Raw genomic sequence first — 12,140 nt, 5'->3', positions numbered from 1 at the left:
GTCATGTGGAGGGTGAGGGCGTTGCCGTACGCGTCCTCGCCGAGGTGGCGGGGCTCGGGCAGGGAGGCGGCGGCGGCCGTCCAGTCGTGCTCGGACAGGCCGGCGACGCGCGGGAGTTCCCGGGCGAAGGCGCGCACCGCGTCCCGGTAGTGGCCGACCCGCCGCCCGGGGTCGTCCTCCAGCGGGACGAGCCGGTAGCTGCGGGCCGTGCTGAGGTAGTCCTCGGCCCGGCGGCTGGAGTTGACGGCCTGGTGCCACCAGTCGCCCTCGGTGCGGGCCAGCAGCAGGAGCTTGAACGGGCTGCTGCCGGGGTGGTCGGCGGCGGCCTCGACCAGGGCGGTCAGCTGCTCGGGGCGGGTCTCCGCGTAGTCGAGGACGAGCAGCAGGGGCTTGGCCGCCCGCCGCAGCTCCAGCAGCCGGTCCGGGCGGGCGTCGGCCCCGACCCAGAGCACCGTCCAGCCGGCGGCGGCCAGTTGGCGGCCGAGCTGGTGGGCGAGGCGGGTCTTGCCCTGGCCGCCGGACCCGTGCAGCAGCCACGCACCGAAGCCGTCCAGCGCGCACCACGCGGTCAACTCGGCGAGCAGGGCGGTCCGCCCGTGGAACGGGACGGTCTGCCGCGGGGCCTCCAGCAGCGCGGCCGGGGTCACGGGGGCCGGCCGGGCGGAGTGGTGGGCGCGGTCGGCGAGGTCCTGGAACTCCACCGCCTCCAGCCCGGCGGGCCCGCCCGCGCCGTTCGCGGCGAGCACGGCCCGGAACTCCGCGTCGTGGTGCAGCACGTACGAGGGCACCAGGTTGAGCCGGCCGTGCGCGGAGCGGGCCCGGTCGGCGGCGACGACGCCGATCAGGTAGCGGTCGCAGAACACGGCGGCCCCGGACAGCCCGCCCCAGGGCGAGGCGCCGTCGGCGAGCCGGCTCCCGCCCGGCGTGCGCAGGTCCATCACGTACTGGTTGCCGACGAAGCCGCTCCCCGGGTTCACCTCCCCCGACAGGTGCGCGGCTTCGACGGGGCGGCCCGGGCGCTGGGCCTCCTCGGGGACGCCCCAGGTCTCGCACCCGGCGCCCGGACGCTCGGTGCCCGGGCGTCCCCACTGCACCGGCGCGGTCGGCGGGCGCCAGTGCGGCGAGTCGTCCACCAGCACCAGGGCGGCGTCGTCCCGGCCGCCGGCGGTGCCGGCCCACACCACGCTCCCGTCCGCGGCCCCGGCCCCGCCGGGGTGAAAGACCGTCACCCGGCCGCCGGCCGGCCCCACCACGTGGGCGGAGGTCAGCACCAGCCGACCGCCGACCGCGTACCCGGAACCGCACCCGCCCGGCCCGTTGACTCCCGCGACCCGAACCCGCTCCACCCCACGCCCCCTGCCACCCGGCGCCGCACGCCGTCGGAAGGCGCCCGCACCGCGACGCGCCGCCGCACGATGATATTTGCGGCCCGCGCGGGTGCGCGGCAGAACGCGGATCCCCGGTCAGCCGAGCCGGGCCGTCGCGATCTCGCCCGCCGCGCGGCCTGCTCGGGCGACCGGCTCGCCGTTCGGGCCCCAGATGCCCGAGCCGCCGGAGGTGTCGGGGTAGGAGCCGCTGGGGCCGGCCGAGGTGGCGAGGACGACCCAGGTGCGGTGGGCGGTGGCGCGGTCGCGCATGTGGCCGTCGCGGCGGGCCGCGGACTCGGGGCCCGGGCCGTAGAGGGTGCTGGCCACATAGGCGTCGATGCCGAGTGCCGCCGTGTCGGCGGCGTGCTGCGGGACGGCCGCGTCGTAGCAGACGGCCAGTCCGAGCCGCCGGCCGTCGACGGTGAGGACGGCCGGCTTCTCGCCGGGGCTGAACCGGTCGAACTCCGGCCCGTGCAGCCACATCTTCCGGTACGCGGTGGTCGCGCCCTCGCCGGTCACGGCCAACGTGGCGAGGTACTCACGGCCGTCCTCCTCGCGGACCGGCGCGCCGACCAGCGCCACCGAGCCGGCCTCCCGGCAGGCGGCCACCAGCGGCGCGAGCCGGGGGTCGTCCGGGGTCAGCGACGGCGCGCCGAGGTCGTAGCCGGTGAGGGAGAGTTCGGGGAAGACCACCAGCCTCGCCCGGCCCGCGCGACGGCCCGCACGTGCTCGTCGACGTTCGCGGCCACCTCGGGCCCGGCCCACACCGGCTGGACGGCGGCCACCGTCAGCGGATTCCTGTTCGTCCCACTCGTCACCATGGTCCGGATTATTCACCGTCCGTCCGCGCCCCCCGCGGGCGGCCCGGCGGTGCAGCCCGCCTCCCACCTGCGGTGCCGCCGGGGGGACCAGGCAGAATCGGCGTCATGCGTACCCTTCTCGTCATCGGCATCGGCGCGGGCGATCCCGACCACCTCACTCTGGAGGCGGTCAAGGCGATCGGCCGCACCGATGCGTTCCTGCTGCTGGACAAGCCCGAGGAGCGGCAGGACCTGATCCGGCTGCGGCGGCACATGATCGCGGAGCACGGGCGGCCCGGGCACCGGGTGGTGGAGCTGATCGACCCGGCCCGGGACCGGTCCACGACCGCGTACCAGGAGGCGGTCGAGGAGTGGCGCGAGCGGCGCGCCGACCTGGTCGAGGAGGCGGTCCGCGCCGAACTGGCGGAGGGTCAGACGGGGGCGCTGCTGGTCTGGGGCGACCCGGCGCTGTACGACAGTGTGATCGCCGTCCTGGACCGGATCCTGGCGCGCGGGCGCACCGAGTTCGAGTACTCCGTCATTCCGGGCATCAGCAGCATCTCGGTGCTGGCGGCCCGTCACCGCACCACTCTGACCCGGACCGCCCGGCCGGTCCGGATCACCACCGGACGGCGGCTCGCGGCCGAGGGCTTCGGCCCCGGCTCGGAGGACGCGGTGGTGATGCTCGACGGGCAGGCCGCCTTCACGAAGATCGACCCGGCGGGCGTGCACATCCACTACGGCGCCTACCTGGGCACCGAGGACGAGATCCTGGCCGCCGGCCCGCTCGCCGAACAGGCCGACCGCATCGCGGAGTTGCGCGAGCAGGCCCGCGAGCGCAAGGGCTGGATCATGGACAGCTACCTGCTCCGCCGCACCGAGGACTGACCCTCCGGAACGTCTCACGCCCCGGGTCCGACGGAGCGGACGGCCGGCGGACTTCGGTCCTGCTGCCGTCCGCTCCGCTCTGCCCTGCTGCCGTCCGCTCCGCTCTGCCCTGCTGCCGTCCGCTCCGCTCTGCTCCGGCCGCGCGGTCAGCGGGCGTACCGGACGCCGGTCAGGCGCTCGGACAGCTCCCAGAGGCGGCGGCCGGTCGCGGGGTCGTCCGCCGCCGGGGCCACCCGGACCACGGTCGGGGCGCCGCGCAGTTCGGCCGGGCCGCGCGGTCCGATGAACTGGCCTGCCAGGGCCTCGGGGGCGGCGGCGGCGAACAGTTGGGGCAGCGCGCCCCGCTCCGGGGCCTGGGCGAGCGGGGAGAGGACGCGGCCGAAGAGCAGCTTGACCAGGCCGGTCGGCGAGCTGGTCTGGAGACCGGTGGCGGTGTAGCCGGGGTGCGCGAGCAGGCTGCGCACCGGGCTGCCCGCGGCGGTCAGCCGCCGGTGCAGCTCCCGGCCGAAGACGGCGTTCGCGAACTTGGACTGGTTGTAGTACCGCATCGGCGCGTAGCCGCGCTCCCCCGAGGGGTCGCCGAAGAACATCCGCCCCTGCCGGTGGTTCGTCGAACTCACCGTCACCACCCGGGGATCCGTGCCCTGCGCGAGCAGGTCGAGCAGCAGCCCGGTGAGCGCGAAGTGGCCGAGGTGGTTGACGGCGAACTGGAGTTCGTGGCCCTGCGCGCTGAGCGTGCGCGGCGGGGCCATCACCCCGGCGTTGTTGACCAGCACGTCCGGCCGGACGCCGTCGGCGCGCAGCCCGTCGGCGAACCGCCGGACCGAGTCCAGGTCGGCCAGGTCGAGCGGGCGCACCTCCGCGCCGGAGCCGGGCATCCCGTCCGTTGCCCGCCGCCCCTTGGCCTCGTCGCGCACGGCGAGGACCACCCGGCCGCCCTTCGCGGCAAGGGCCCGGGCGGTGGCCAGGCCGAGGCCGCTGTTTGCGCCGGTGACCACGAACACGCGCCCGGTCTGGTCCGGAATCCGTTCGGCGCCCCAGAACTGATGCTTCGTCATGCGGCACACGCTGCCCCGCATGTCACCAAGTGTCAAGTTCGACGCCGGATGCCAGCTTCGGCGTCGGGTGTAGCATCGGCCCGTGACCACCCGCCCCGCACCGAGCCTGGCCGAGCGCAAACGCCGCCTCGTCTCCGAGGAGTTGACCGAGACGGCGCTGAACCTGTTCGTCGGGCACGGCTTCGACGCGGTCACCGTCGACGAGATGGCCGCCGCGGCCGGCATGTCCAAGCGGACGTTCTTCCGCTACTTCGCCTCCAAGGAGGACGTGGTCGTCCAGTTCCTGGCCGACCTGGGCGCGGGCATGCGCGCCGAACTCGCCGCCCGCCCGCCCGAGGAGAGCCCGTCGACGGCCCTCCGGCACGCCGTCCGCTCCTCCGTCGACGCCTGCGCCGGCCACACCGACCGGGCCCTCCGGGTGGTCCGGCTGATCCTGGGGACGCCGGCGCTGCACGCCCGCTTCCTGGAGCGCCAGGCCCAGTGGCGCGACGACCTGGCGGCCGAACTGGCCGCCCGGCTCGGCCTGCCCTCCCCCGCGGGGTTCTACCCGCGCCTCGCGGCCGGCCTCTCCCTGACCGTCTTCGAGACCGTCCTCCAGCTCTGGAGCGCGAGCGACGGCGCCGAGGACCCGGCCGCCCTCACCGCCCGCGCCTTCACCGCGATCGCCCCGGCCCTGGACCGCACCGGCCCGTGAAGCCGCACGAGGGTGGCCCGTGCCATCGGCACCGACCACCCTCGTGCGGAACTGACGTCACCTCAGGGGCACTTGGGGATCCAGTTGTTGTGGAACGCCGCGGCGCCGTCCACGTAGGGCGCGAAGACCCAGCCGCCGACCTGCTGGTACGGGGCGCCCGCGTAGATCTCCTGGAAGGCGTGGTACCAGACGTCGCCGAAGTTGCCGACGTTGCCGCCGACCGCCCAGCAGTTCACCGCGACCGAGTCGCCCGGGTGCAGGTCGGGCACGCCGACCTTGGCGGAGCCCGCGTTGGGCGCCGAGTAGACGCCGGCGCTGTACGTGGTGCCGAGTGCGATCACCGTGCTGGCCGAGGCCGGAGCGGTTCCGGCTCCGGCGCCGACAGCGGCGGTGGTCGCCGCGACGAGCGCGGCGATGGACACGGCGGCGCGCCTGAGCACCTGGCCCATGACAGTTCCCCTTGAGTCGTCCGGTGAGTTGAGGTGCTCATAACAGCAGAGCCGGGAAAGCAGCGACCATCTGCTTTTCGGACATCGTCGGCCGTCCCCGAACCGACTCCTTACCCGGCGACGGGCGGCAGCACGTTCTCCCGGTACCCCTTCGCCGGGTCCTGCGGATCCGTGCCGACGTTTCCCGGCGGCGCGAACTCGCACACGACGAAGGTGTCGAACCACGAGAACCCCTCGCCGCCGGGCCCTCCGTCCCGCACGCCCCCGACCCGCGCACAGCCGACCTTCGTCGTCGCCTTCCACACCAACTGCGTGAAGTTCCCGGTCTCCGGCGAGAACCCCGGCTTCGCGTAGTCGTACCGCACACTTCCCTCGTACCAGGCCTCCACCGCATCCCTACAACTCCCGGGCCGGTACGCGCCCTCCCCCGCGGTCGAGCTCCAACTCAGCGTCTCCCCGTACCCCCGGGCCGGCCCGTCCTGGTGGAAGCCGCCCGGCCGCGACACCTGCTCCGCCCGGGACTCGGCGTACTCCACCACCGCCGGATCCACCGTCAGCGGCGCCACCCGGTGCCTGACCCGATCCGCATTGATCGCCCCCAGGCACTCACTCTGGAACTCCCCCTCGGCCCGCTCCCCCACCGGCGCCCCGACCGCCCCCGTCCCCACCACGACCGCCACCAGCGCCACGACCACCCTGCCGACCCGCTCCGCACCCAACGCCCCGCTCCTTCCCGCACCGACCCGCCACCCCACTCAACGCCCCGGCCCCCGCCCAGGGCACGCCCCCGTCGACGGCGGCCGGCTGCCACACTGGTCGACCACCCACCACAGGGAGAGTGCTCGTGAAGGAACGTGTCCGTGCCGTGCTGCTCACGCCGACCGGCACCATGCTGGTGATCAATCGGGTCCGACCGGGCCGGGCGCCGTACCAGGTACTGGTCGGCGGCGGGGTCGAGGACGAGGACGCCGGGCGGGAGGCCGCGCTGGTCCGCGAGATCCGGGAGGAGATCGCCGGCACGGTCACCGCGCTGCGGCCGCTCTGCGAACTGCGGAACGACCGGGGCGAGGCCGAGTACTTCTACGTCGCGGAGCTCGGTTCGTGGAACTTCGACGACCGCAGCGGCCCGGAGTTCGCCCGCGCCGATCGCGGTGAGTACCTGCTGCGAGAGGTCCCGCTCACCGTCGAGGCGGTCGGGGCGCTGAACCTGATGCCCCCGCAGCTGAAGGACGTCCTGCGCAAGGCGATCGGCGCGGGCGGACTCGGCGGCGCTAGGCACTAGGGTCTGGCGGCATGACTGCGACTCCCGAGGGTTCCGGCGGCTCCTCCGCGTATCTGTTCCGACCTGCGGTGCGGGCGGATCTGGCGGCGGTGCTTGCGCTGTTGGCGGGTGAGGAGCGGGTGGTGGACCCGACGGGGGTGGTGGTGGGGGAGGCGTACGAGCGGGCGTTCGCGGCGATCGAGGCGGATCCGCGCAATGAGGTGCTGGTGCTGGAGGAGGCGGGGGTGGTGGTGGGGTGCTTGCAGGCGACGTACGTTCCGGGGCTCGGGAAGGGCGGGGCCGAGCGGGCGTTGATCGAGGCGGTGCGGGTCCGGGCGGACCGGCGCGGGGGCGGGCTCGGGCGGACGCTGATGGGCCTGGCGGTCGAGCGGGCGCGCGGACGCGGCTGCGCGCTGGTGCAGTTGACCAGCAACAAGGAGCGGGCGGACGCCCACCGCTTCTACGCGGGGCTGGGCTTCGTGCCGAGCCACGAGGGCTTCAAGCTCGCCCTCTGAGCGAACGGCGGGGCTCAGGACAGCGGTTGCCCGCCGAGCCCGGTCCGCTCCACGCCGCGCGGCGAGAAGGTCAGCGGACCGATCCAGCCCTTGCGGACCTGGCCGATCTGCGAGGGCAGCGGCGTCACCGGGTCGGACTCCCGTCCGCGGGACCAGTTCCGGAACAGCCCGTAGGTGGTGTCGACGGCGGTCACCACCATGGTCACCCGGTGGCCGCCGTCGTCCCAGGTGCTCCACAGCGCCCATCCCTCCGGCCGGGCCTCGACGCCGAGCAGCGCGCACGCCTCCGCGTAGTCCTCGGCCATCCCCGGCGGCACGGCCCCGGGCTTCAGCACGGCGGCCCCGACCAGCGGGATCAGCGGGCGGTCCTCGTCCACGCAGCCGTCGCCCTCGAAGTGGTAGCTGCGCACGGCGCGCGCGAGCGCGTTGATGCTGCGCTGGAGCGGGGTCGCGTCCGCCGGATCGGGCTGGTACGAGAGCCAGTCCTCGCCGGAGGCCTCGACGGTGACGCGGTGGGCGAGTCGTTCGATCTCCCGCAGGTGGTCCAGCTCGCCGAGCTCGAGTTCGGTCATGGCGCGCAGTCTCGCACCGGGGCCCGCCGCGTGGACACGCGTTTTCGGAGCGCGGGCCCGCGGCCCCGAACACCACCCGACCGGAGGCCGTCCGAGCGGCGAAGCCCTACTCGCACGGGTGATGCTGCGTCACTTTTCTTCTGCCACAACGCCGTTGCCGTTGAGCCGGTGTGCGGCGCGCCTGCGCGTTGCGGGGCGCGCAACACCCCTGCGATCCGGCATGCTGCTTCCCACCCCGGCGCAGCGGCGGCCGGGGTTTGGCGCGACCGGACCGTGACGGGCCGGCGGGTACGGGTGGAGGTTTGGGTGCGGCGTTCATGGCGGCCCGGCGTGGTGGTGCGCGGCCGGCGGGGGTGCGGGCGTGACGGCGGGGCCGGTCCGGGACGGCGGCCTGCTGCCACTGGACGGCGAACTGAACCGGGAGTGCCGGGAGTTCGCCGAGACGCTGCGGGCGCTGTTCCTGGAGCTCGGTATCTCGGTGCGCCGCTACGCGTCCCGCTGCTACCTCAACCCCGGCACGCTGTCCCGCTACCTGGCGGGGACGAGGATCGCGCCGTGGGCGTTCGTCGAGGAGCTGCTGCACCACCTGGCGGAGGATCTCGGCACCCGGCTGGACGAGCCGTCGCTGGAGCGGCTGCGCCGCCAGCACCTGGCGGCCCTGCGGACGGCGGCGTCGATCGGCCGGGCGGTGCAGCAGTTGGAGGGCCAGTTGCAGGCGGCGGACCGGGAGGCCCGGCGGGCGGGGGCGCGGGAGGAGCAGCTCGACCTGGCGCTGGACGGCACCCGGCAGTCGATCGCCGACCTGGACGCCCGGCTGCTGCGGCTGGAGGCGCGGCCGTTCACGCCCGCCCCGCCGGATCTGACGGACCTGCTGGCGGAGCGCGACGCGCTGGCCCGGGAGGTGGAGCGGCTGGCGGACGAGCTGGCCCGGACCCGGGACCGGGCGGCCTGCGCGGAGAAGCGCTGCGACCTGCTGGAGCGTCAACTCGCCCTGGTGGAGCACCAGCAGGGCACGGACGCGGCTCCGCTGCCGCCCGCGTCGCCCCCGCACGCGGGGCCGGCGCCGAAGGTGCTGCTGGTGGACGACCGCCCGGACAACCTGGTGGCGCTGGAGGCGGTGCTCGGTCCGCACGGGCACTGCCTGGTGCGGGCCTCGTCCGGGTCGGAGGCGCTGCGGGCGCTGCTGGATCCGGACGACTTCGCGGTGATCCTGCTGGACGTGCAGATGCCGGGGATGGACGGGTACGAGACCGCGGCGCACATCAAGCGCCGGGCCCGGACCCGGGACATTCCGATCATCTTCGTCACCGCGATCGGCACCGACCCGGAGCACTCGATGCGGGGCTACGCGGCGGGCGCGGTCGACTTCATTCCGAAGCCGGTCGACCCGTGGGCGCTGCGTGCCAAGGTCGCCGTCCACGTGGAGCTGCACCGGGAGCGCCGCCGCCTGGCCCACCGTGCGCCGCTCCGGCCCGCGCCGGCCCCGCCGCCGGCCCTGATCTGACGTCAACCGGTCGGGTCGGGAACCCAGTTGCCGTGCAGGCCGAGCGGTACCCGGACGGGCAGGTGGATGCGGGCGACGGGTTCGCCGGTGAAGTCCTGGGCGGCAAGGAGGACCAGGTCGGCGGCGCCGCGCTCGGGGTCGTGGGCGTAGGCCATGACGTAGCCGTCGTCCTCGGAGGCGGGGTTCTCGGCGGGGACGAACACGCCTTCGCCGACGGCTCCGAAGCGGCCGAACTCGTGGGCTTCGACGGTGCCGCGCTCCAGGTCGTGCTTGAGCAGGGCGCTGCTGAAGCCCTCGTCGGGGCGCGGGTCGTCGGGGCCGGTGGGGGCCGCGTACAGTTCGGTTGCGGCGGCGTAGCCGTAGCGGTGGGGCCGGCCGGTGCGGCGGGGGTCGACCCGGGGGAACTCCTGGGTGCGGTCGTCGAGCCGCTCCTCGCGGAGGGCGCCGGCGGCCAGGTCGATCCGCCAGCGGTCCAGGGTGGGGCGGCTGTTGCCGAAGTCGCGGATGGTGAAGCCCTCGGGGTGGCGGACCACGTCGACGACCAGTTCGGGGCCGTTCTCGTAGGCGTTGAGGGTGTGGCCGACCAGGCAGGGGGCGACCTCGAACCAGCGCACCGGCCCGCCCCGGCGCGGCATCACGCCGACCCGGGCCGGTGCGGTTCGGCGAGCAGGGCCCGCCCGACGGCGGCGAGCAGGGCCTCGAAGCGGTGGGCGGCGGTGTCCGGCGGGAAGTGGCCGGCGAGTTCCAGGCTGACGGCGCCGTGGGCGGCCGCCCAGAGGAGTTCGGAGATCTCGTGCGGGTCGCCGGGGGCGAACACGCCGGCGTCGATGCAGGCCCGGACGGCGTCGACGGAGGCGTCGAAGGCGTGCTGGGCGGCGGCCAGTGCCTCTGGTCCGGGCCGGTAGCCGGGCACCGCCTGCTCGAACATCACCCGGTAGTAGGCGGGTTCGGCGAGGGCGTGCGCCCGGTAGGCGGCGCCGAGCTCGTTCAGGGCGGTCAACGGGTCGGCGGCGCGCGGGACTTGCTGCTGGGCGCGGCGCAGCCGGGCGAAGCCCTCCCGGTACAGGGCGTCGGCCAGGCCCTCCTTCCCGCCGAACATGGTGTACAGGACCTTGGTGGAGGCGCCGATGCCGGTGGCGATCCGGCGCATCGTCAGGGCGGCCGGGCCTTCGGTGACCAGCAGGTCGATGGCGTGGTCGAGGATCGCGGTGCGCACGGCGTGCTGTCCGGCGCGCTGCGCGTCCTGGTAGGGCGTGCTCATGGGCAACACCGTAGCCCGTCGGTAACAGCGTTACCGCGACTTTCCGACAATCCTGTCGCTCCGTCAGCGAACGGTTTCCGCACCGGAGTTCGAGGGGTCGGACGACTGGTAGGAAACTTTACTTTCTACTAGCCTGCGGGGAGGCGGCTCGGCGCGACGCCCGCACCGGATGGGGCGTGCCGCGCTCAGCGAGAGCTCTGTCCCGGGCCGCCGCGGCGAAGTGCGGTCGTCGCTCCGGTGTGGCCCGTCCTCGGTGTACGCCGGTGTCCAGCTCTCGCCGTCCTAGGTCAGGGAGTTCACGAATGCGTCAGGGAGTCGTGGTGCGGCGCGCGCGGATCGGCGTGTACGCCGCCGTGCTCGCACTGCTCGGGGGTCTGCTGCTCGGCTGGTCCGACCGGGCCGGCGCGGCGGCCGACCCGCTGCTGTCGAAGGGGAGGCCGGCGACCGCCTCGTCCACCGAAGGGTCGTCGTACGAGGCGGGGAAGGCGGTCGACGGGAACGCCGCCACCCGCTGGGCGAGCGCCGAGGGGAAGGACCCTCAGTGGCTCCGGGTCGATCTCGGCGCCACCGCCGACATCTCGCGGATCAAGCTGAGTTGGGAGGCCGCGTACGCCAAGGCGTACCGGCTGGAGGTGTCGGCGGACGGCACCGCCTGGAGCACCGTCGCCGAGGAGAAGGCCGGCAACGGCGGCACCGACGACTGGACGGGCCTGTCCGGCAAGGGCCGCTACGTGCGGATGTACGGCACCGCGCGCGGCACCTCCTACGGCTACTCGCTGTTCGAGCTGGAGGTGTACGGCGTCCCGGCCGGCGGCAGCAGCAGCCCGCCGCCGACCGGCGGCGCGTTCACGGTCGTCGCGGCCGGCGACATCGCCGCCCAGTGCACCGCCTCGGACAGCGCCTGCGCGCACCCGAAGACCGCCCGGCTGGCCCAGCAGATCGACCCGAAGTTCTACCTGACGATGGGTGACAACCAGTACGACGACGCCCGCCTGTCGGACTTCAAGAACTACTACGACAAGACCTGGGGCGCCTTCAAGGCCAAGACCCGCCCCGTCCCCGGCAACCACGAGACCTACGACCCGGCCGGGTCCGAGGCCGGCTACAAGTCGTACTTCGGCAGCATCGCCTACCCGCAGGGCAAGAGCTGGTACAGCTTCGACGAAGGCAACTGGCACTTCGTCGCGCTGGACTCCAACGCCTTCGACCAGAGCGCCCAGATCGACTGGCTGAAGGCCGACCTGGCGGCCAACTCCAAGCAGTGCATCGCCGCCTACTGGCACCACCCGCTGTACTCCTCCGGCGGCCACGGCAACGACCCGGTCTCCCGGCCGGTGTGGAAGATCCTCTACGGCGCCAAGGCCGACCTGGTGCTGAACGGCCACGACCACCACTACGAGCGCTTCGCCCCGCAGGACCCGGACGGCAAGGCCGTCGCCGACGGCATGGTGGAGATCGTCGGCGGCATGGGCGGCGCCGAGCCCTACCCGATCGAGCAGGTGCAGCCCAACAGCCAGAAGCGGATCAGCGGCGACTACGGCGTCCTGAAGCTCGACTTCACCGACAGCGGCTACAGCTGGACGTACGTCGGCACGGACGGGCAGATCGAGGACACCGGCCCGAAGTACAGCTGCCACTGATGATGTACCTGGCCACCACCGGCCGCCCGGACGCGCCGCCCCGCCCCGCCGGGGCCGGGCGGCGCGTCCCCCGGACGGTCCTCGCGCTCGGCGCGGTCAGCCTGGTCACCGACGTCTCCTCCGAGATGGTC

14 protein-coding genes and 1 pseudogene are annotated in these 12,140 nt (G+C 74.3%); 7 read left to right on the top strand and 8 right to left on the bottom strand.

Features of this window, described 5'->3' with window-relative positions; translation table 11 throughout:
* Positions 1–1,271 (bottom strand): P-loop NTPase (locus tag KCH_RS42950; protein ID WP_482793298.1); only part of this gene is annotated, 1,271 nt, incomplete at its 3' end.
* A 192-nt stretch (positions 1,272–1,463) separates the two neighbouring features.
* Complete coding sequence (locus KCH_RS33190; RefSeq protein ID WP_208866014.1) at positions 1,464–2,060, bottom strand: carbon-nitrogen hydrolase family protein; 597 nt, start codon at positions 2,058–2,060, stop codon at positions 1,464–1,466.
* A 233-nt stretch (positions 2,061–2,293) separates the two neighbouring features.
* Between KCH_RS33190 and cobF the strand changes: the two genes are divergently transcribed.
* The gene (gene cobF, locus KCH_RS33185) at positions 2,294–3,055 is read left to right on the top strand and encodes a precorrin-6A synthase (deacetylating) (protein ID WP_035869355.1); all 762 of its coding nucleotides are present in this window, start codon (positions 2,294–2,296) and stop codon (positions 3,053–3,055) included.
* A 146-nt stretch (positions 3,056–3,201) separates the two neighbouring features.
* Here the strand turns inward: cobF and KCH_RS33180 are convergent, their stop codons facing one another.
* A complete protein-coding gene (locus tag KCH_RS33180; RefSeq protein WP_084224304.1) occupies positions 3,202–4,113 on the bottom strand; it encodes an oxidoreductase in 912 nt (303 codons plus the stop codon).
* Positions 4,114–4,195: 82 nt separating this feature from the next.
* Between KCH_RS33180 and KCH_RS33175 the strand changes: the two genes are divergently transcribed.
* Positions 4,196–4,807: a TetR family transcriptional regulator gene (locus KCH_RS33175; RefSeq protein ID WP_035869349.1), complete on the top strand. Its 612-nt coding sequence runs from the start codon at positions 4,196–4,198 to the stop codon at positions 4,805–4,807.
* 62 nt (positions 4,808–4,869) lie between these two features.
* On the opposite strand, the gene KCH_RS33170 is transcribed toward KCH_RS33175, so the two are convergent.
* Together KCH_RS33170 and KCH_RS38195 are read right to left on the bottom strand one after the other, a co-directional pair.
* Positions 4,870–5,256 (bottom strand): hypothetical protein, encoded by a 387-nt coding sequence (locus tag KCH_RS33170; RefSeq protein WP_035869347.1) that lies wholly within the window; start codon positions 5,254–5,256, stop codon positions 4,870–4,872.
* Between the two features lie 110 nt (positions 5,257–5,366).
* Entirely contained in the window at positions 5,367–5,975 is a 609-nt protein-coding gene (locus tag KCH_RS38195; RefSeq protein ID WP_051653719.1) for a CAP family protein, read from the bottom strand.
* 125 nt (positions 5,976–6,100) lie between these two features.
* On the opposite strand from KCH_RS38195, the gene KCH_RS33160 reads away from it, so the two are divergent.
* Both KCH_RS33160 and KCH_RS33155 read left to right on the top strand, forming a co-directional pair.
* Entirely contained in the window at positions 6,101–6,538 is a 438-nt protein-coding gene (locus tag KCH_RS33160) for an NUDIX domain-containing protein (RefSeq protein ID WP_035869346.1), read from the top strand.
* Between the two features lie 11 nt (positions 6,539–6,549).
* Positions 6,550–7,032, top strand: coding sequence for a GNAT family N-acetyltransferase (locus KCH_RS33155; RefSeq protein WP_051653718.1), 483 nt, complete (start codon positions 6,550–6,552; stop codon positions 7,030–7,032).
* Between the two features lie 14 nt (positions 7,033–7,046).
* Here the strand turns inward: KCH_RS33155 and KCH_RS33150 are convergent, their stop codons facing one another.
* The gene (locus tag KCH_RS33150; RefSeq protein WP_035869344.1) at positions 7,047–7,604 is read right to left on the bottom strand and encodes a hypothetical protein; all 558 of its coding nucleotides are present in this window, start codon (positions 7,602–7,604) and stop codon (positions 7,047–7,049) included.
* A 361-nt stretch (positions 7,605–7,965) separates the two neighbouring features.
* On the opposite strand from KCH_RS33150, the gene KCH_RS33145 reads away from it, so the two are divergent.
* A complete protein-coding gene (locus KCH_RS33145; RefSeq protein WP_244305541.1) occupies positions 7,966–9,108 on the top strand; it encodes a response regulator in 1,143 nt (380 codons plus the stop codon).
* Between the two features lie 2 nt (positions 9,109–9,110).
* On the opposite strand, the gene KCH_RS33140 is transcribed toward KCH_RS33145, so the two are convergent.
* Positions 9,111–9,722, bottom strand: coding sequence for a carotenoid oxygenase family protein (locus KCH_RS33140; RefSeq protein WP_244305540.1), 612 nt, complete (start codon positions 9,720–9,722; stop codon positions 9,111–9,113).
* Positions 9,723–9,742: 20 nt separating this feature from the next.
* A complete protein-coding gene (locus KCH_RS33135; RefSeq protein ID WP_035869341.1) occupies positions 9,743–10,369 on the bottom strand; it encodes a TetR/AcrR family transcriptional regulator in 627 nt (208 codons plus the stop codon).
* A gap of 302 nt (positions 10,370–10,671) precedes the next feature.
* Here KCH_RS33135 and KCH_RS33130 point away from each other — a divergent pair, with 302 nt between their 5' ends.
* Both KCH_RS33130 and KCH_RS47500 read left to right on the top strand, forming a co-directional pair.
* The gene (locus tag KCH_RS33130; RefSeq protein WP_051653717.1) at positions 10,672–12,009 is read left to right on the top strand and encodes a discoidin domain-containing protein; all 1,338 of its coding nucleotides are present in this window, start codon (positions 10,672–10,674) and stop codon (positions 12,007–12,009) included.
* Positions 12,010–12,011: 2 nt separating this feature from the next.
* Positions 12,012–12,140, top strand: a pseudogene (locus KCH_RS47500) (MFS transporter); the annotation flags it as partial.

This window comes from Kitasatospora cheerisanensis KCTC 2395, from assembly GCF_000696185.1.
GTDB lineage: Bacteria > Actinomycetota > Actinomycetes > Streptomycetales > Streptomycetaceae > Kitasatospora > Kitasatospora cheerisanensis.
This window is presented reverse-complemented; position numbering and strand designations above follow the sequence as displayed.